This window comes from Kitasatospora sp. NPDC005856, assembly GCF_040629945.1.
Classification (GTDB): domain Bacteria; phylum Actinomycetota; class Actinomycetes; order Streptomycetales; family Streptomycetaceae; genus Kitasatospora.
Genome location: NZ_JBEXWT010000019.1, coordinates 44,566 through 62,632 on the forward strand (window position 1 = coordinate 44,566; position 18,067 = coordinate 62,632).

The window sequence follows — 18,067 nt, forward strand, 5'->3', positions numbered from 1 at the left end:
GATCGGTACCGTCATCGGGTGGCACCCGGCGTCCGCCGAGTGCCACCGAGCCGGAAGGAGCGTGAGTCCCGTGAACGGGACGGGGGAGGGAGACGGCATGGCCGCGGACGGGTTGGAGGTGCGGGACTTCATCGCGGCCCTGGTGCGGGGTGGGGCGCCGAGCACGGCCGGGCCGCCCGGGCTGGCGGTGCCCGAAGCGGCGGCGGAGGAGGTGATCGCGGTCGCCCGACGGCTGGCGCTGCGGGTGGTGCCGGAGGGCCGGTGGTGGCCGCGGCCCACGCCGGCGCTGCTGGACATGGCGACGGCGCTGGTGGTGGACGGGCACCCGTCGGCCCCGCGGTGGTCGCAGGCGGAGCGGCAGCGGCTGGCGACCTGGGTCGCGGTGCTGATCGAGCACCGGGGCGAGGACGGGGTGCAGGAGCTGCTCCGGGCGCTCTCCGGGGGCTGACACCGCGGCGCCGCCGACGCCCGCCCGGGACGGTCCGCGACGCCGCCCGGGCGGCGTCGCGGGAGCCGCGGCTCACGGCCGCTAACGATCGGCCAACAGTCGCCGGTGCCCGCCAACGGTGGCACCCGGGACCGGACCGAGTGCTCCGGGCCGGGGCGTTGGCGCTTCCTTGGTGCGGACTTGGCGGCCTGCGGCAGGGTGCTGGTGCAGCCGCCGCCGGGGGATGTCCGGTCGCTGCCCAGCACGCCCTGCCCGTGCTGCGTCCCCTGCCCGACCTGAGAGGTAGCGCGTGTCGAAGCCGTCCGTCGCCCAGCCCACGTCCGTCACCCCGTCGTCCGAGGGTCCGGCGGACGCGCCGGAAGGCGTCACCGCCCCGGCCCGTCCGACCCTCGACCCGGACGTGCTCGCCGAGATCCACCGGCTGCACGGCGGCTACCTGCTGCGCGCGCTGCTGCGGGCCACCGGCGGGGACCGCGGCAAGGCCGAGGACATCCTCCAGGAGACCCTGTTGCGCGCCTGGCAGCACCCGGAGGCGCTGTCCGCCGGGCCGGAGGCGAGCCGGCCCTGGCTGTTCACGGTCGCCCGGCGGATCGCGATCGACCACTACCGGATGGCCGCCGCCCGCGCCAAGGAGGTCATCGGCGAGCCGGTGGAGGACCGGCCGGTCGCCGACGACCCGTACGAGCGGGTGGTGGTGGCCCGGGACATCGCGCTGGCGCTGCGCCGGGTGCAGAAGCACCACCGTGAGGTGCTGGTCGAGCTGCACCTGGAGGACCGCTCGGTGCTGGAGGCCGCGGCCCGGCTGGGGGTGCCGCCGGGGACGGTCAAGTCCCGCAACTTCTACGCGATCCGGGCGCTGCGCCCGGTGCTGGCGGCGGAGCACGGGTACGCCCCGGCGGAGCGCGGCCCCGCCTCGGCCGCAGGCTGATCGGGCCGACGGCCGGTCAGGCCGACCGGGGCAGTCGTTCGCGGGCCGGGCAGCGGTTCGCGGGCCGGGCGCCGTTCGTCGGTCGGGCCAGCCGTCTGTCGGCCGGGCGGCGTTCGTCGGTCGGGTCAGTCGTCCGTCGGCCGCCGGCCGGAGCGGAGGTCGAGCGACTCCTCCAGGCCGGTGGTGAACCCGCTCCGGTAGCCCGCGCGCCGTTCGTGCGAGCGGAAGCGGTCCAGCGCCGAGCGCAGCCGGGCGCGCACCTCCGGTTCCCGGCCCCGGGCCAACAGGTGGGCGGCGTAGGACTGTTCGGCCAGGGCGTGCACGTACAGCAGGCCGGCCTCCTCGCAGGCGGCGAGCAGCCGGTGCCAGGCGAGGTCGGCGGCGTCGTCGCGGACGGTCGGCGGGAGGGCCTGCGCCTCGGTCAGCAGCGACCAGAGGTGGACCTGGGTGACGGGCGTGGCGGGCAGCAGCTCCCGGGCCTCCCGGGACCGGCGCTGGGCGCCCTCCCGGTCCCCGGTGGACAGGCTCACCGAGCCCTGGTGCACCTTGGCGTCGACCAGCCGCCGGCGGTCGCCGGACTCCAGCGCGAGCGCGGTGGCGGAGGCCGCCAGCCGTTCGGCCTCGGCGGAGTGGCCGAGCATCGCGGTGACCAGGGCCAGCGTGGCGAGCGCCCGGACGTGCGCGGAGGCGGCCGCGGGCCCGGTCGCGGACTCGGCGGCGGCCACCGCCCTGCGGGCCGCCTCCGCGGACTCCTGCCGGCGTTCCAGCGCGACCAGGGCCTGCGCCCGGCAGTTGAGCAGAAGGGCGACCGCGACCGGGTCGCCGCACCGTTCGGCCGCCGCCTGCCCCAGCCGGGCGCAGGCGAGCCAGTCGGTGAAGCGGCTGGCGCCGTAGTAGAGCGAGCCGCAGGTCAGCGCGAGCCGCCAGGCGCGGGCCGGGTCGGTGCCGGGGGAGGCGACCAGCGCGGAGATCGCCGGCTCCTCGGTGTCGAACCAGTCGAGCGCGGTGCGGATGTCGGCGACGGCCGGCAGGGTCTGCGCCGGGCCGCCGGGCGGGGCGGTGTCCTCCTGGCCGGGGTCGAGGAAGGAGCCGCAGTGCCGAAGGACCGTGAGGTAGTGGTCGGCCAGGCGTTCGCGCAGCAGCCGCCGGTGCCGCTCGGGCCGTTCGGCGAGCAGTCCGGTGCCGTACAGCCGGACCAGGTCGGTGCGGACGTGGCGCCCGGGCGAGGTGCCGGTCAGCAGGTGGTGGGAGGTCAGTTCGCCGAGTGCCCGGTGGGCGGTGGCGGTGTCGCTGCCGAGCAGCGCGGCGCTCGCCGCCGTGTCCACCTCGCGGCCGGGGTGGGCGGCCAGGACGGTCAGCAGTTCGGCCGCGGGTCCGGAGAGCCGGCGGTGGGTCAGCCGCAGCCGGCCCGCGACGGAGAGCGTGCCGTCGGCGTCCAGGACGGCCAGCCTGGTCCGCTCGTCGGCGAGTTCGGCGACCAGTTCGGCGATCGTCCAGTCCGGCCGGGCGGCCAGCCGGGAGGCGGCGATCCGCAGGGCGAGCGGCAGGTGGTCGCAGAGCCCGGCGAGCCGGGCGGCGGCCTCGGGCTCGGCGCGCAGCCGCGCGGGCGTCAGCGTGCGCTCCAGCAGGTCCAGGGCGTCGTCCTCGGGCAGCGCGGCCAGGCTCAGCAGGGTCGCTCCCTCCAGGGCGACCAGGCCCTCCAGCGAGCCCCGGCCGGTGACCACGGCGGTGCCGGCCGGGCCCGCGGGCAGCAGGTCGGCGACCTGGTCGGCATCGGCGGCGTCGTCCAGCAGCACCAGCAGCCGCCGGCCCCCGGTGCGTTCGCGGTAGAGGGCGGCCCGGGCGGCGCGCTCGGCGGGGATGCCGTCCTCCGGCACGCCGAGCGCGCGCAGGAAGCCGGCCAGGACGGCCTCGGGCCGGGCCGGGCCGTCCGGGGCGAGGCCGTGCAGCTCGGCGTGGAGCACGCCGTCCGGGAAGCGGTCGGCGGCCCGGTGCGCCCAGGCGGTGACCAGCGCGCTCTTGCCCACCCCGGCCGGGCCGACCACCAGCACCGGGCCGTCCGAGACCCGGCCGACCCAGCCGGGGCCCGGCCCGCAGGCCCGGTCGAGTCGGGCGAGCTCGCCGGCGCGGCCGACGAAGTCCGGGTGGCGGCGCGGCAGTTGGCGCGGCACTCGGGGGGCCTGCGGTTCCGCCGCGGCCTGCGGCGCCGGTTCGGCGGCCGGGGGAGCGAGCAGCGGCGGCTCCACCGTGCGGTCGTCGGCCAGCACCTCGGCGAGCGCCGCCCGCAGCGCCGGGCCGGGGTTGAGGCCCAGCTCCTCGGCCAGCCGCACCCGGGCCTGGTGGTAGGCGGTCAGGGCCTCGGCGGGCCGGCCCGCCTGGCGCAGACAGCGCATCAGCAGCGCCACCAGTTCCTCGCGCAGCCCGTCCGTCCGGACGCCCTGCTCCAGCAGCGGTACGGCCGAGGCCCCGGCGCCCTGGCCCAGCCGCAGCCCGGCCCAGCGGAGCAGGGCGGCGGTGCGGGACTGCTGCAGCCGGTCCACCGCGGCGGAGCGCAACGGGGTGTCGGGCAGGTCGGCCAGCGCCTCGCCGCGCCACAGCCGCAGCGCCTCCTCCAGCCGTGCGACCGCGGCTCTGCCGTCGCCACCGCCGGCGAGCCGGTCGGCCGCGCCGGTGAGCTCCTCGAAGCGCAGCGCGTCCACCTCGTCGGCCGGCCCGGTCAGCAGGTAGCCGGAGTCCCGGGTGTGCAGCTCGAACGGCGTGCAGGCGAGCACCTTGCGCAGTGCGGCGACGTGCCCCTGCACGGCCGCCCGCGCGCTCGGCGGCGGCTGCTCGTCCCACAGCAGCTCGCACAGCTGGTCGACGGTGACCAGGTGCCCCAGCCGCAGCGCCAGCAGCGCCAGCACGGCCCGCCGCTGCGCGCCCGCCACGCTCGCGAAGCCGTCTGCCCCGACCCGCAACTCCACCGGCCCGAGCAGCCGAATCCGCACCAGTACCCCCACCTCACCGCAAACCACGCATCACACCCGAAGTGCCCGACGGCCCTCGGGGTGGAGCAGTGTAGTGCGAGAACATGTCCAGCCATGTCGGCCGACCGCTCCCGCCCCGGTGGACGCCGTGGGGGCGGCCGAAGGTTGCGTCGGCGGGCGGGTGAACCGGCACGTGGGTGTCGCACCCCCTCGGTACGGTGCCCGAAGAGGGGTCCGACCCGGTGCGAAGGAGGGGGCCGACGGGAAGGACCCCGGCCGGCGCCAAGGACCCCGGCCCGGTGGGAAAGGCCTGGTCGGCCCTATCCTCGATCGGGCCGGGAAGTCGATGGTGGGGGAGGGGAACGGGCGCGTGCACATCGATCTGCTCGGACCGGTGGTGGTGCGGCGCGAGGACGGGACGGCGGTGACGCCCTCGGCGCCCAAGCGCCGGGCACTGCTGAGCGCGCTCGCCGTACGACTGAACCGTACGGTGGCCACCGAGGAGCTGATCGAGCTGGTCTGGGAGGGCTGCGCGCCGCCCACCGCGCGGGCCGCCCTGCAGGGCCACGTCGCGGCGCTGCGCCAACTGCTGGACGGCCCCGGGCTGGAACTCGACACCCGCGGCTCCGGCTACCTGCTGGCCGGTGAGCCCGACCGGATCGACGTGCTGCGCTTCGGCCGGCTCTGCGAGCAGGCGGGCGTGCTGCTCCCCGAGCCCGCCGGCCCGCCCGGGGACGCCTCGTCGGAGCGCACGCTGCCCCTGCTGCGCGCCGCGCTGGACCTCTGGCGCGGCCCGGCGCTCGCCGACTGCGGCTCCGCCCTGCTGCGCGAGCGGACCCTCCCGCACCTGACCGACCTGCGGCTGCGCACCCTGGAGCGGCTGGCCGACGGCCTGCTCCGGGCGGGCCGGGGCGGCGAGCTGGCCGCCGAGCTCGCCGAGGCCGCCGACGGCCACCCCGCCCGGCAGACGCTGACCGCCCGGCTGGTGCGCTGCCTGGAGCAGGACGGGCGGAGCGCCGAGGCGCGGGAGCGCTACGAGCACGCGGTGGCCCGGCTCGGCCGGCCGCCCGGCGCTGAGCTGCGGCGGGCCGGGGAGCAGTCCGGCGCCCGGCCCGCCGCCGACCGCCGGTTCGTCGGCCGCGGCACCGAACTCGCCCGTCTGGACCAGGCGTTGCCCGCCGCACGGGACGGCCGCCCGATCCTGGTCACCGGCCCCGCCGGAGTCGGCAAGACCAGCCTGGTCCGGCAGTGGACGGCCCGGCGCGGCGACGCCTACTTCCCGGACGGCATCCTCCAGGCCGAGCTGCGCGGCTTCGACCCGGACGGGCCGCGCGAACCCGCGGAGGTGCTCGGGGAGTTCCTCACCGCCCTCGGCGTCGACCCGGACGCGCTGCCCGCCGGACCCGAGGACCGCGCCCGCCGTTACCGCGAACTGGTCGGCGGCCGGCGGATGCTGGTCGTGCTGGACGACGCCGCCTCCTACGAGCAGCTCGCCCCGCTGCTGCCCGACCCGCCGGCCACCGACAGCGAGCCCGCCCCGGTCGCGGTCGTCACCAGCCGCAGCCGGCTGCGCCACCTGCTGGTCCGTACCGGCGGCACACCGCTGCCGCTCGGCCCGCTCGGCCCCGAGGATGCCGCCGCCCTGCTCGCCCGCATCCTCGGCGCGGACCGCACGGCCGGTGAGCCGGAGGCCGTCGCCGAACTCGCCGAACGCTGCGACCACCTGCCGCTGGCGCTGCGCCTGGCCGCCGCCCGCCTGGCCGCCCGGCCCGACTGGTCCGCGGCCGACCTCGCCGCCGAACTCGCCGACGAGCAGACCGGCCTGGCCGTCCTCTCCGGCGCCGGCGCCGGCACCGACCGGGGCCCGCTGGGCCTCACCACGGCGCTGGACCGGACGTACCGCACGCTGGCGCCGGACGCCGCCCGGCTGTTCACCCTGCTCGGCCTGCACCCCGGCGCGGAGATCGGCACCGACACCGCCGCCGCCCTCGCCGACCTCCCGCCCGGCGCCACCCGCACCCTGCTGACCCGGCTCGACGCCGTGCACCTGCTGGAGGAGACCAGCCCCGGCCGGTACGCCCGGCGCGAGCTGGTCCGTCGCCACGCCGCCGCGCAGGCCGCCGAACTCGCCTGCGACGAACGGTACCTGGCTCTCGACCGGCTGATCGCCCACTATCTCGACGTCACCGTCGGCTGGACCGCCGAGGGCGCCGCGAGCGGGAGCACGGCGGCCGGGGGCACGGCGGCCGGGGGCAGCGGGCCCGCTGCCGCCTGGTTCCGCCGCGAGGAGAGCGCCCTGCGCGCCGTCGTGCTCTGCGCCGAGCAGAAGGGACGGCCCACCGCGGCCTGGCGACTCGCCCACCGGGTCGGGCGGTTGTACGAGACCACCGGCCACGACCGGACGCACTGGCGGACCGTCGTCGAAGCCGGGCTGCGCGCCGCGCACGCGGACCGGGACGAGGCGGCGATCGCCCGGCTCGGCACCGACCTGGCCGTCCTGCACGTCGACCGTGCGGCCCACCGGACCGCCGCCGACCAGCTGGAACGGGCCGTCGAGGCCGCCGACCGGGCCGGCGACGCGGCACTGCGCCACCACTGCCGCAGCCGGGTGGCCGCCGCCCTGCTGCGGACCGGCCGGTACGAGCGGGCGGTGCCCATGCTCGGCGACCTGGTGGCCGCCGCCCGCACCCCCGCCACCGACCACCTGCTGGTCCGCGCGCTCACCGACCTCGCCGACGCCCTCGTCCTGGCCGGCGACCCCGGGCCCGCCCTGGACCACGCCGACGAGGCGGTGCGCGCCGCCACCGCCCGCTCCGGCGGAGCCGAAGCCGTCCTCGCCACCCACAGCCGGGCCCGCGCCCTGCACGCGCTCGGCCGCCGGGACGCCGCCCTCTCCTCCGCCCGGCTCGCCGTCGCCCTCGGCCGCACCGTCGGCGACCCGGCCCTCGAAGCCCGCTCCCACGGCCTCCTCGCCGACCTCCTGGACGCCCTCGGCCGCACCGCCGAGGGCGCCGAGGCGAGACGCCTGGCGTAGGCCCGGCCCCGTCCCCGGCCCCGTCCCCGGCTCCGCGTCGCCCGCGCCCCGCCGCCGTCGGCGGAAATCCGCCGGGACGACCGGCCGCCGGTGGCGGAGAACCGCTGGCCGGTCGGCGGAACCACAGGCGGAACTACCGGCGTCCCGCTCCTCGCGGAACCACCTCCGCACACGCCCTTCCGCCCATCCGCATCCCTTCTGACCTGGGCGGATATCCTGCGGAGGGGGCGAGTGGGAGGAACTTGTCCGCCCGGGCATACTTCTGCCTGGAACGAACCGCCGGAGGAGACTCCAGGCAGAAGTGCGGAACTGCGCAGGACCGAGTGAGTGGGGGCGGGGCATGGCGGCCGGGGACGGCACGGACACGGACGCGAACGAGTTCAGCCGTCTGCTGACCGGGCACCGGGTGGCGGCGGGCCTGACCCAGGAGGAGCTCTCCGCGGCCGCCGGGGTCAGTCTGCGCGCCCTCGGGGACATGGAGCGCGGCCGCACCCGTGGCCCCCAGCGGCGCACCGTGCGGGCGCTGGCCGAGGCGCTCGGGCTGGACGGTGCGCAGGCGGAGGTGCTGGACCGGTCCGCGCAGTCCGGACGCCCGCGCGGGGTGCGGCCGGGCTCGGCGCCCGCCGGGAGCCACTCCCGGCCCCGCAGGTCCACCGGGCGCGAAGCCCCCGCGCGCGACGCCACCGCCCGTCGGGACGTGCCCCGCGCCGTCGCCCCGCCCGAGCCCCCCGCCGAGAGCGGCCAGAGCGCCCTCGCGCTGCCCCGCGACATCGCCGACTTCACCGCCCGCGAGGACGCCCTGACCCTGCTCGCCCGGCTGGCCGAGGACGAGCGGCCGTCCCATCCGCGCGTGGTGGTGGTCAGCGGTCAGCCCGGCCTCGGCAAGACCTCGTTCGCCCTGCACGCCGCCCACGCGCTGGCCGAACGCTTCCCGGACGGCCAGCTCTCGCTGGACCTCGGCGGCATGTCCCCGCAGCCGCTGCCGGCCCGGGACGCGCTCGGTCAGGTGCTGCGCGCCCTGGGCGTCGCCGACGCCGCGGTGCCCGCCGGGACGGAGGAGCGGGCCGGCCTCTACCGGGCGCTGGTCCGTGAGCGGCGGCTGGTCCTGGTGCTGGACAATGCCGCCGACGAGAGCCAGGTGCGCCCGCTGCTGCCCGGCTCCGGCCCGGCCGTGACGATCGTGACCAGCCGCAACGTGCTGCCCGGCCTGGAGTCGGTGCACCGGCTGAGCCTGGACGTGCTGTCCCCGGCGGAGGCGGCCGGCCTGCTGGCCCGGATCGCCGGCCGTGAGCGGATCGAGGCCGTGCCGGACGCCACCGCCGAACTGGCCAGGCTCTGCGGCTACCTCCCGCTCGCGCTGCGGATCGCCGGGCAGCGCCTGGTCGCCCGCCCACAGCAGCCGGTCGCCCACCTGGTGCGCCAGCTCACCGCCGAGGAGAACCGGCTGGACCTGCTGGAAACCGGCGACCTGGCCGTCCGCCCGGCCTTCGAGCTGTCCTACCGCCGGCTGTCCGTCGAGTCCCAACTCGTTCTCCGCCGGTGCGCGTTGACCGCCGGGCAGGACTTCACCGCGGAGATCGCCGCGGCCTACGCGGGCCGGTCGGCGGCCCGCACCGAGTTGGTGCTGGAGCAGCTCGTCGACGCCGGACTGATGCAGGCGGCCACCCCGGACCGCTACCGCCTGCACGATCTGGTGCGGCTCTACGCGGGCGAGCGGCTGGCCGCCGACGAGACGCCCGAGGAGCTGGCCGAGGCCCGCGTCCGGGCCGGCCGCTGGATCCTCGGCCGGGCGGCCGAGTACGGACTGCGGTTCGACCCCGACCACGCCACGGACGGGTCCGACACCGGCGGCTCCGCGCCCGCGCACCTCACCGAGGCGGCCGCCTGGCTGGAGTACGAGCACCCGGAGTGGCTGGCCGCCCTGCACCAGGCGCAACTGGCCGGCCGGTACCGGGAGGTGGTGGACACCGCCGAGGCGATGCACTGGTTCTCCGACCGGCTGCTGAGCTGGGGCATCTGGGCCGAGGTGTTCCAGCTGTCGGCGGACGCCGCCCGCGCGATCGGGGACCAGCGGGTCGAGGCGGTGCACGTCAACTACCTGGCCTGGACGTACGTCACCTGCCTGCACCGCTACCAGCGTGGCATCGAACTGGCGACCGAGGGCCTGGAGTTGGCCCGTGCGGTGGGCGACCGGGAGCAGCAGGGCTGGGCGCTCACCTACCTCGCCTCGGGTCTGCGCTACCTCCAGCGGCACCGCGAGGCGACCGACGCCTTCCACCGGGCGGCGGACGCCTTCGCCGAGGTCGCCAACCGCTCGGCGATGATCGGCCGGCTGGTCACCCTGCGGGGCGCCGCCAACTGCCTGCGGGAGTCCGGCCGGGCCGAGGAGGCGGTGGAGTCACGCCGACGGGCCCTCGCCGGGGCACTGGAGCTGGTGGAGCGCTGGTCCTCGCCGCTGATCCACCTGCTGGCGGCCATGACCGCGCACGAACTCGGTCTGGACCGTGCGGCGCTGAAGCGCTGGCCGGCCGCCGAGAAGGCCTACCGGCAGGCCCTGGTGCACTTCGAGGCGGTGGGCCGCCCGGACAGCATGACCAAGACGCTGACCGAGCTGGGCACCGCGCTGATCGAGCAGGGCCGCGCCGAGGAGGCCCGCGAGCTGCTGACCGAGGCGCTCACCGACCTGAGCGCGGAGGGCCCCCGCGCGGCCGGCGCCCGGCACTGACCGGCTCTCCCGGGGAGCGCCGCAGGCAACGGCCGTACCCCGCAGCGGCCGTACCCCGCAACGCCCGTGCTCGCGCCCGCGGTCACGGGCGCGAGCTCGGGCCGAACCGGCCGGTGCGGACCGGTCAGATCCGGGTGTCCTCCACCACCGGCAGCGAGTCGACCGGGGCCGGGACCGAGGCCGGCGCGAAGGCCGTCCGCGGGGCGACGGTCGGCTGCTTGCCGCAGAAGGCCGGCTCCAGGGTGTTCATCAGGCCCTGGGTCACCGAGCCGTTGTTGGAGGCGTTGGCGAAGACCACCACGCTGCGCCGCCCGTCCGGGGTGGTGAAGGACTGGCTGTTGAAGCCCTGCACGATGCCGCCGTGGCCGTACACGTCCCCGCAGGAGAGCGAGATGCGGCGCAGGCCCAGTCCGTAGGCGATCTTCGCGGTGGGCGTGGGCACGGCGGCGGTCATCTGCCGGAGCGAGGCGTCCGAGACGAGGCCACCGTTGTCGCCGGCCGTCAGCGCTGACAGGAAGCGGTCGAGGTCCTCCGCGGTCGAGATGACGGCCCCGGCGGCCCACACCCAGGAGCCGGTCTGCGCGGTGGAGTCCAGCAGCGGCTTGGTGCGGTCGTCGTGGGTGAGGTAGCCGGTGACGTGGGCGCCGCGGATCTCCTGGTCGGGCACGACGAAGGAGGTCTTGTTCAGGTCGAGCGGCTGGATGATCCGCTCGTTCAGCACCTCCGGGAACGGCTGGCCGGTGAGGTGCTCGACGGCCAGGCCCATCAGCACGAAGTCGGTGTTGGAGTAGGAGTATCGGCTGCCCGGGGTGGACTGGAGGCCGTGCTTGACCGACATCGCCACCAGCTCGCGCGGGTCGTAGACCTTGCTGCGGATGCGCGCCTCGAAGGCGCTGGTGGTCTCCTCGCCGGCCTGCTCCAGCAGGTCGTTGGTGTGGTCGAAGATTCCGGCCCGGTGCTCCATCACCTGGCGGCCGGTCATGGTCCAGCCCTCCGGGAGGGTGCCCTCGGGCAGGTACTCGCGCAGCGGCCGGTCGAGGTCGATCCGGCCCTCCTCCACCAGCTGCATCACGAGAACGGCGGTGAACATCTTGCTGTTGCTGCCGACCCGGAACCTCCACGAGGAGTTCATCGGGGTCCCGTCCAGGTCGGCCAGGCCGACGCTGACCGAGCGGGTCCGGTCGCCGTCGCCGTGGTCGCGGATCACCGCGAAGGCGCCCGGGGCGCCCGCCGCGGTGGTGGCCTGCAGGGCGGCGCGCACACCGGCGAGGTCGGGGGCGGTCGGGGCGGTGGTGTCCTGGCCGGCGGCCGCGGCGGGCAGGGCACCGGTCGCCACCAGGACGGCGCCGGCGGCGGCCACCGCGAGCGGACGCAGAAGGCTGGTCTTCGCCATGTTCCTCGGTTCTCTCGTGAGCTGACGCGGTGTCGGACCGCGCCGTTCGAAGATCACTATCACGGGCCCGGGCGGTCCGTGGCAATGTGAACCGGTTCGCCCGCATTTCGCGTTGTGGGTGGTGAATTCAGCGAGCGCACCGTTCGTTTTCCACTCCGGGGCCAAGGTTTCACCTGCCGTGGCCTACCCGCGTCCACCGGGGAGGCCCATGCTGTTCGGGCGCTCGCGCCCCGGCACCACCGCCGGCGCGCACCCCGGACGCCGCATCCCGGCGGCAGGCACCTCCCGTCCCGAGCCCGGCTCGCCGGGCCGTCTCCCACCCGAGGAATTGTCATGACTTCGTCCACGAAGCCCCTGAGCCCCCGCTCCCGCCGCACCGCGACCGCGATCGGCTCCGCCGTCGCCCTGCTCGCCGCCTCGGCCGGCCTCTGGGCGGCCACCGCGAGCACCGCCCAGGCCGCCGCGCTGCCCACGCCCGACCACATCGTCGTCGTGGTGATGGAGAACCACGCCTACACCCAGGTCATCGGCAGCAGCAGCGCCCCGTACATCAACAACACCCTGAAGGCGGGCGGCGCCAACCTCACCCAGTCCTTCGGCATCACCCACCCGAGCGAGCCGAACTACTACGCGCTGTTCTCCGGCTCCACCCAGGGCACCGTCGACGACAGCTGTGTGACGGTCGGTGGCTTCCAGGCCGCGAACCTCGCCTCCGAGGTCATCGCCGCCGGCAAGACCTGGGCCAGCTACAACGAGTCCCTGCCCAGCCAGGGCAGCACCGTGTGCAGCAGCGGCAGCTACGCCCAGAAGCACAACCCGTGGTTCGGCTTCGGCAACGTCCCGCTCAGCTCGGCGAAGACCTTCGCCCAGTTCCCGACCGACTACAGCACCCTGCCGAACGTCTCCTTCGTGGTGCCGAACCTCTGCAGCGACATGCACGACTGCTCGGTCGGCACCGGCGACACCTGGATCAAGAACAACCTGGGCGCGTACGCCACCTGGGCGCAGACCCACAACAGCCTGCTGGTCGTCACCTTCGACGAGGACAACAAGCTGTCCGGCAACCGGATCCCGACCGTGATCTACGGCGCCCACGTGACGCCCGGCAGCAGCAGCGCCACCACCTACAACCACTACAACGTGCTGCGCACCCTGGAGGACCTGTCCGGTGCCTCCGGCCACGCGGGCAACGCGGCCTCCGCCGCCGACATCACCGGCATCTGGAACTGAGCCGCGGGGGTCGGGCCCTGACCTGATCCCCGTTCCTCCTCTTCCTGCTCCTGGCCCCGGGCCCGAGCCGGTGGCCGCTCGGTCACCGGCTCGGTCACCGGCTCGGGCCCGGCGTCGGCCGCACTGTCGGCCGCACTGTCGGCAGTGGCGTCGGCCGCGGGCCGTGTACCGTGCCGCCCGACCCCGGGTACCGCCGCCGTGCCGGCGCAGACCAGTGTCACCAGCCCCGCCGCCACCAGCAGCGCCCTTGTGGCCGGCGTGGACCCCGCGGTGTCGGTGGCCCGGTCGGCGCGCCGACCGGGCCACCGGTGTGGCCGGGGTCAGCTCGTCCGGGTCTGCGCCCAGTCGTAGAGGCGGTGGGCGCTGTCGCCGAAGCGGGTGGCGTACAGGGTGCCGGCCGGGCCGCCGGCCACGTCGTCGGTGGTGGTGGTGACGCCGACCACGGTGCCGGTCCCGGTGGCGGGGTCGAACCGGGCGAAGTGGGGGCCGCCGCTGGCCCCGTGCGACATGTCGCAGGTCCCGCCCCACAGGAGCGGCGCCTTGGGGCCGGAGTGGGCCGGCCCGGCGCAGTGGATCACGCGCGAGCCGGTGTACCTGCCGTCGGGATCGTTCAGCCGGTCCTTCGGGTACCCGAAGGCGTGCACGAATTCGGCCTCGGCGGGCGGGGTGAACGCGATCCGCTGGCTCCCGGTGACGTCCGCGACCCGCCGCCCGTCGGCCGAACGGTTCGCCACCAGGACCCCGGTGTCGTAGCCGGCCACGGCGACGTCCTCCGACGTGGTCCCGCCCGGATCGGCGTCCCAGCGGGAGGAGGTGGCCGCGGCCCTGATGCTGAAGCCGCCGAGCGGCTTGGTCCCGTTGCGGTAGCCGGGCACGAAGTAGAGGTTGTGGGTCCAGGTGTCGTCGGTCGCGGACGCCCCGACGCCCCGCAGGCAGTGCGCCGCAGTGACGACGGTGCTGCGGTTCGCGCTGTTGACGACCGTCGCGGTGCAACTGCCGTCGTAGCCGTCGGAGAAGGTGAAGAAGAGCCGGCCGACGCTCCGCTCCACCGCTCCGCCGTGGGTCCAGACGGCCCCGGGGTCCGGGGTGTCGGCGGGCAGCGGCCGCGGGTCGTCGGGGGTGTCGTCGTCCGCGGGCACGGGTGTGATCTCGGGGACCAGGGCGCCCGCCAGCCGCATCCGGTCGGGCGTCCAGTAGGCGTCGATCCGGCTGCGCTCCTGCGCGGTCGTGGCGCCGGAGCGGGTGGTGACGGTGTCCCGCTCCGCGGCGACGGCCGCGGTCGGCGGCAGCACCGCCGCCGCCGTGGTCGCACTCAGCAGGAGGGCGCCCACGGCGGCGAGCCTGCGGGGCAGAGCGTGGCCGGTGGTCGGTGTTCCAGGTGTCTTCGACATGTCCCGCACGGTAGGCACGGGACGTCAGGATCCCGTGTGGGTCGGGTCTCGTCGCCCGGGCGAAAGGATCAGCGTCCGGTAACGGCGTCACGGCCGTGTATCGGTCACGCCTGGAGCCGAACGGCCGTCAGGAGCGACAGGAGGGATGGCCCTTGAGACCTGGCCCGGCGCGGCCGGGTCGTCGACGGGCGGGGCGCCGACTGCGGCACCGGCTGCCGCGGCCCCCGGGGAGCCGCTCAGAGGCCGAGCTCGGAGAGGCCCGGGTGGTCGTCCGGGCGGCGGCCGAGCGGCCAGTGGAACAGGCGCTCCTCGGCGGTGATGGGCAGGTCGTTGATGGAGGCGTGCCGACGGGCCATCAGGCCGTCCTGGTCGAACTCCCAGTTCTCGTTGCCGTAGGAGCGGTACCAGCGGCCGGCGTCGTCGTGCCACTCGTAGGCGAAGCGGACCGCGATGCGGTCGCCGCCGTACGCCCAGAGCTCCTTGATCAGGCGGTAGTCGAGCTCGCGCCGCCACTTGCGGGTGAGGAAGTCGGCGATCCGCTCGCGGCCGGTGAGGAACTCGGAGCGGTTGCGCCAGCGGCTGTCCGGCGTGTAGGCGAGGGCGACCCGCCGGGGGTCGCGGGTGTTCCAGGCGTCCTCGGCGGCCCGGACCTTCCGTCGGGCGGTCTCCTCGGTGAACGGGGGCAGGGGCGGGCGCTGCTCGGTGCCGGTCTCGGGCATGGATGCTCCTCGGAATGGACGTTCCACTGGTGAGAACGATCGTTCTCACTGATGTGGCTACCATAGGAGAACCATCGTTCTCACGCAAAGGGCACAGCAGATGGACCAGGTGGACCCGCGGACCCGGATCCTCGACGCGGCCGAGGAGCTGTTCTACGGGCAGGGCATCCAGGTGGTCGGCATGGACGCCGTCCGGGCCGCCTCCGGCATGACCATGCGCCGCGTCTACCAGCACTTCCCGTCCAAGGGCGAGCTGGTCGAGGCCTACCTGCTGCGCCGCGACGGCCGCTGGCGGGCGAACCTCGCCGTGTACGTCTCGCGCACCGGGGGCCCCCCGAGGGAGCAGCTGCTCGCGGTCTTCGACTGGCTCGGCCGGTGGTTCGCCGAACCCGGATTCCGGGGCTGCGCCTTCGTCAACGCACTCGGCGAACTGGGCGCCGTCAGCCCCGCGGTGGTGGCCGCCGCCCGGCACCACAAGACGGAGTTCGGCAGCTACCTCGCGGGCCTGGCCGAGGCCGCCGGAGCCCCGCCCGCGACGGCCGTCCACCTGACCCTGCTGGCCGAGGGGGCGATCACCAGCGCGGCCGTCCACGGTGATCCGACGGCCGCCGCCGACGCCCGCGAGGCCGCCCGGCTGCTGCTGGAGGCGACGCCGGACCGGTAGCCCCGGCCGCGCGCGGGCCGCCCGGACGGGCCTACGCCAGGCCGCCGTTGCTCAGCAGCAGCTGCCCGTTGACCCACTGCCCCTGCGGCGAGCAGAGGAAGTCGACCAGGTGCGCGGTGTCGCGCGGGGTGCCGAGCCGGCCGAGCGGAGTCCGCCCGCGCAGCTCCGTCCTGGTCGCCCCGTCCATCCAGCCGGTGTCCACCGGGCCCGGGTTGACGACGTTGGCGGTCACCCCGAGGTGGGCGAACTCCTGGGCGGCGGCGAGCACGATCCGGTCCAGGGCGCCCTTGCCGGCGCCGTACGGGAGGTCGCCCACGGTGTGGTCGCTGGTCAGCGCGACGATCCGGCCGCTGCCCGGGGCGCCGGCGAAGCGGCGGCCGAACTCCCGGACCAGCAGCCAGGTGGCGCGCGCGTTGACCGCGAAGTGCCGGTCGAAGCTCTCGACCGTGGTGTCCAGCAGGCCGGAGTCGACCGATTCGCAGTGGCACAGCACCAGGGCGGTGACCGGGCCGAGTCGCTGCTCGGCCTCGGCGAAGACCCGTGCGGGTGCCCGTGGATCGGCCAGGTCGGCCTCGACCGGGAGCGCGCGGGCGCCGCGCTCGCGCAGGTCCAGGGCGATGTCCGTCGCCGCGTCCTCCTCGGCCCCCCAGGCCATCCGCCGGTCGTAGTCCGTCCAGTGGGTGAAGGCGAGGTCCCAGCCTGAGGCCGCGAGCCGCCCGGCGATGCCGGCGCCGATGCCGACCGTCCGGCCCACGCCCGTCACCAGGGCCACCGGGCGGGGGAGTCGGGGCGTCGAGTGGTGCCGACCGGGTGTCATGAGCCGCGATCGTTCCGGGCCGGACCGCACCGGGCAAGCGGTTTTCGCCCGAACGGGCGTTTATCGCCCATTGATCGCCGCCGCCTAGTCTCGGGCGCATGGACGAGAGAGCGGCCGAGCGGCCGGGGGCTTTGCCCGAGGGGCGGATGACGGAGCAGGACACCGAGCGGTTCCGGCACTTGCTGGCACGGCTGGAGGACTCGCTGGCGGTGGACCGGAAGGCGGCGGGGCGCGATGCCTGAGTGCGCCGAGCTGTGCCCGCCGGCGGTCCTGCCGGTGGCGGTGCTGCCGCTGTGGCGGCGGGGCGAGGCCGGGACGAGCTGGAACGCGGACGACCGGAACGCGGACCGGCCCGGGGTGCTGCGGGGGCACCCCGGGCCGGTGGTGGCCGGTCGGGCGGGTCAACCCGGCCAGGGAGGGCGGGCCGGCGCAGAGCCGGCGGGCTGACCGCTCAGCTGCAGCCGCAGTCGCACGAGCAGCAGTCGCAACCGTCGCAGCAGTCCCCGTCGCAGCAGTTGCAGCAGTCACCGCAGCCGCTGCAGTCGGGGCAGTTGCAGCACTCGCCGCAGTCGTTCCGCGCGCAGAAGCCTTCGCGGCGCTCGCGGCTGAACGGGTCCTCGTGATCGCAGCAGAGCAGCTGGCAGGTGCAGGCCATCAGTGCCCACATCGCGCACCCGGCGAGCAGGTTGCGCGGGTTCGGCGGCTTCTCGCCGGGCGGCGTGAAGCCCGGGCCCTGCGGCACCCACGGGGGGACGGGTGCCTGGCCGGGCGGAGCCTCCTGCGGCGGGGCCTGGTGGGGGTGCTCGCCGGTGGTGGTGTCCGGAGCGTCCGGCCGGCGGCAGCTGGTTCCGTGCCGGGCCGGGCCGAAGACCCGGTCCACCGCCCGCTCGGTCTCGTGCGCGAGCAGCACGTGCACCAGGGTGCGGTCGGCGAGTTCGACCTCGCGCAGCGCGAGCCGGATGCCGTGGACGGCGTCGCGGCAGAGCCGCTCGGCCTCGGCGCGGTCGGTGCCGGTGGCGGTCAGCGGGTTCCAGGCGCCCGAGGCCGCGTCGGCGGCCTGGTCCTCGGCGGCGTCGAGGAGGTGGGCGAGCCGGCCGAACAGCCGCCCGGCCTCGGCGAGCGGGGCGGCGTTGCCGGGGCGCCCGGCGATCGCGGCGGTGTGCGCGAAGGCGGCCGAGGTGGCGGTCTCGGTGGGCTCGGTGACCAGCAGGACGGACCCGCCGGGCCGCAGTGAGCGCTCCAACTCGCCCTGCCGGGAGGCCGCGTCGAGCAGCACGGCGGTGTCGAAGCCGACCGTCGAGGCGCTGCCCGCGCTCTGACGGTCCCAGCGACGGGTGACGGCCCGGGCCCCGGCGGCGACCGGGCGGCGGGCGAAGACGCCGTCGCGGTCCTCGACGTGGTCGCGGATCTTGACCGAGGCGAGCGCCAGCGAGACGGCGGCGGCGAGCCGGGCGCCCTCGCCCTTGGCGACGGAGGCGGTCCGCATGCCGCGCAGCGGGCAGGGCCCGGCGGTGCGGCGCCAGGAGGAGTCCTCCCGGGCGGCCTGGGCCTCGACCAGCACGGAGATGATCAGGCCGTCGTAGTTGGTCGCCGTCCGGGCGAGCTGTCCGTGGTCGTCCCGCAGTGCGAGGCAGAGCCCGCACAGGTGGGCCATCCAGGAGGTCTGCAAGCGCTCGGACAGTCGATGCCTGCACGGTCTGATGATGCCGAACACGCTGGTCCCCCTCGCCTCACGGGCCGCCGACCGGCCAC

Annotated in this window: 14 protein-coding genes; 8 read left to right on the forward strand and 6 right to left on the reverse strand. The window is 76.2% G+C overall.

Annotated features, from left to right (window positions below; all coding sequences use genetic code 11):
- The first annotated feature begins 70 nt into the window (after positions 1 to 70).
- Together ABZ449_RS14340 and ABZ449_RS14345 are read left to right on the forward strand one after the other, a co-directional pair.
- Positions 71 to 448, forward strand: coding sequence for a hypothetical protein (locus ABZ449_RS14340; protein WP_360345284.1), 378 nt, complete (start codon positions 71 to 73; stop codon positions 446 to 448).
- Positions 449 to 737: 289 nt separating this feature from the next.
- A complete protein-coding gene (locus ABZ449_RS14345; RefSeq protein ID WP_360345286.1) occupies positions 738 to 1,376 on the forward strand; it encodes a sigma-70 family RNA polymerase sigma factor in 639 nt (212 codons plus the stop codon).
- Between the two features lie 125 nt (positions 1,377 to 1,501).
- Here the strand turns inward: ABZ449_RS14345 and ABZ449_RS14350 are convergent, their stop codons facing one another.
- A complete protein-coding gene (locus tag ABZ449_RS14350; RefSeq protein ID WP_360345288.1) occupies positions 1,502 to 4,363 on the reverse strand; it encodes a BTAD domain-containing putative transcriptional regulator in 2,862 nt (953 codons plus the stop codon).
- A gap of 349 nt (positions 4,364 to 4,712) precedes the next feature.
- Here ABZ449_RS14350 and ABZ449_RS14355 point away from each other — a divergent pair, with 349 nt between their 5' ends.
- Together ABZ449_RS14355 and ABZ449_RS14360 are read left to right on the forward strand one after the other, a co-directional pair.
- The gene (locus tag ABZ449_RS14355; RefSeq protein WP_360345290.1) at positions 4,713 to 7,376 is read left to right on the forward strand and encodes a BTAD domain-containing putative transcriptional regulator; all 2,664 of its coding nucleotides are present in this window, start codon (positions 4,713 to 4,715) and stop codon (positions 7,374 to 7,376) included.
- Between the two features lie 340 nt (positions 7,377 to 7,716).
- Positions 7,717 to 10,101 carry a tetratricopeptide repeat protein gene (locus tag ABZ449_RS14360; RefSeq protein ID WP_360345292.1) on the forward strand — a complete coding sequence of 795 codons (2,385 nt, stop codon included), beginning with the start codon at positions 7,717 to 7,719 and terminating at the stop codon, positions 10,099 to 10,101.
- A gap of 124 nt (positions 10,102 to 10,225) precedes the next feature.
- Here the strand turns inward: ABZ449_RS14360 and ABZ449_RS14365 are convergent, their stop codons facing one another.
- Complete coding sequence (locus ABZ449_RS14365) at positions 10,226 to 11,494, reverse strand: serine hydrolase domain-containing protein (RefSeq protein ID WP_360345294.1); 1,269 nt, start codon at positions 11,492 to 11,494, stop codon at positions 10,226 to 10,228.
- 333 nt (positions 11,495 to 11,827) lie between these two features.
- Here ABZ449_RS14365 and ABZ449_RS14370 point away from each other — a divergent pair, with 333 nt between their 5' ends.
- Positions 11,828 to 12,724: an alkaline phosphatase family protein gene (locus ABZ449_RS14370; protein WP_360345296.1), complete on the forward strand. Its 897-nt coding sequence runs from the start codon at positions 11,828 to 11,830 to the stop codon at positions 12,722 to 12,724.
- A gap of 320 nt (positions 12,725 to 13,044) precedes the next feature.
- Here the strand turns inward: ABZ449_RS14370 and ABZ449_RS14375 are convergent, their stop codons facing one another.
- Entirely contained in the window at positions 13,045 to 14,115 is a 1,071-nt protein-coding gene (locus ABZ449_RS14375) for a hypothetical protein (RefSeq protein WP_360345298.1), read from the reverse strand.
- 236 nt (positions 14,116 to 14,351) lie between these two features.
- Positions 14,352 to 14,834, reverse strand: coding sequence for a nuclear transport factor 2 family protein (locus tag ABZ449_RS14380; RefSeq protein WP_360345300.1), 483 nt, complete (start codon positions 14,832 to 14,834; stop codon positions 14,352 to 14,354).
- A 100-nt stretch (positions 14,835 to 14,934) separates the two neighbouring features.
- On the opposite strand from ABZ449_RS14380, the gene ABZ449_RS14385 reads away from it, so the two are divergent.
- Positions 14,935 to 15,498: a TetR/AcrR family transcriptional regulator gene (locus ABZ449_RS14385; RefSeq protein ID WP_360345302.1), complete on the forward strand. Its 564-nt coding sequence runs from the start codon at positions 14,935 to 14,937 to the stop codon at positions 15,496 to 15,498.
- A gap of 31 nt (positions 15,499 to 15,529) precedes the next feature.
- On the opposite strand, the gene ABZ449_RS14390 is transcribed toward ABZ449_RS14385, so the two are convergent.
- A complete protein-coding gene (locus ABZ449_RS14390; RefSeq protein WP_360345304.1) occupies positions 15,530 to 16,315 on the reverse strand; it encodes an SDR family oxidoreductase in 786 nt (261 codons plus the stop codon).
- A gap of 98 nt (positions 16,316 to 16,413) precedes the next feature.
- On the opposite strand from ABZ449_RS14390, the gene ABZ449_RS14395 reads away from it, so the two are divergent.
- Together ABZ449_RS14395 and ABZ449_RS14400 are read left to right on the forward strand one after the other, a co-directional pair.
- Positions 16,414 to 16,557, forward strand: a complete 144-nt coding sequence (locus ABZ449_RS14395) for a hypothetical protein (RefSeq protein WP_360345306.1) — start codon at positions 16,414 to 16,416, stop codon at positions 16,555 to 16,557.
- Positions 16,550 to 16,762: a hypothetical protein gene (locus ABZ449_RS14400; protein ID WP_360345308.1), complete on the forward strand. Its 213-nt coding sequence runs from the start codon at positions 16,550 to 16,552 to the stop codon at positions 16,760 to 16,762. The genes ABZ449_RS14395 and ABZ449_RS14400 overlap by 8 nt, the downstream gene beginning before the upstream one ends.
- 4 nt (positions 16,763 to 16,766) lie before the next feature.
- On the opposite strand, the gene ABZ449_RS14405 is transcribed toward ABZ449_RS14400, so the two are convergent.
- Complete coding sequence (locus ABZ449_RS14405) at positions 16,767 to 18,029, reverse strand: DUF5685 family protein (protein WP_360345309.1); 1,263 nt, start codon at positions 18,027 to 18,029, stop codon at positions 16,767 to 16,769.
- Positions 18,030 to 18,067 lie beyond the last annotated feature (38 nt).

What these genes read in the sequence shown, in the direction of transcription:
- ABZ449_RS14360 (WP_360345292.1), top strand. Translation starts at nt 7,717, where the DNA reads ATGGCGGCCGGGGACGGCACGGACACGGACGCGAACGAGTTCAGCCGT.
- ABZ449_RS14365 (WP_360345294.1), bottom strand. Translation starts at nt 11,494, where the DNA reads ATGGCGAAGACCAGCCTTCTGCGTCCGCTCGCGGTGGCCGCCGCCGGC.
- ABZ449_RS14370 (WP_360345296.1), top strand. Translation starts at nt 11,828, where the DNA reads ATGACTTCGTCCACGAAGCCCCTGAGCCCCCGCTCCCGCCGCACCGCG.
- ABZ449_RS14375 (WP_360345298.1), bottom strand. Translation starts at nt 14,115, where the DNA reads ATGTCGAAGACACCTGGAACACCGACCACCGGCCACGCTCTGCCCCGC.
- ABZ449_RS14380 (WP_360345300.1), bottom strand. Translation starts at nt 14,834, where the DNA reads ATGCCCGAGACCGGCACCGAGCAGCGCCCGCCCCTGCCCCCGTTCACC.
- ABZ449_RS14385 (WP_360345302.1), top strand. Translation starts at nt 14,935, where the DNA reads ATGGACCAGGTGGACCCGCGGACCCGGATCCTCGACGCGGCCGAGGAG.
- ABZ449_RS14390 (WP_360345304.1), bottom strand. Translation starts at nt 16,315, where the DNA reads ATGACACCCGGTCGGCACCACTCGACGCCCCGACTCCCCCGCCCGGTG.
- ABZ449_RS14395 (WP_360345306.1), top strand. Translation starts at nt 16,414, where the DNA reads ATGGACGAGAGAGCGGCCGAGCGGCCGGGGGCTTTGCCCGAGGGGCGG.
- ABZ449_RS14400 (WP_360345308.1), top strand. Translation starts at nt 16,550, where the DNA reads ATGCCTGAGTGCGCCGAGCTGTGCCCGCCGGCGGTCCTGCCGGTGGCG.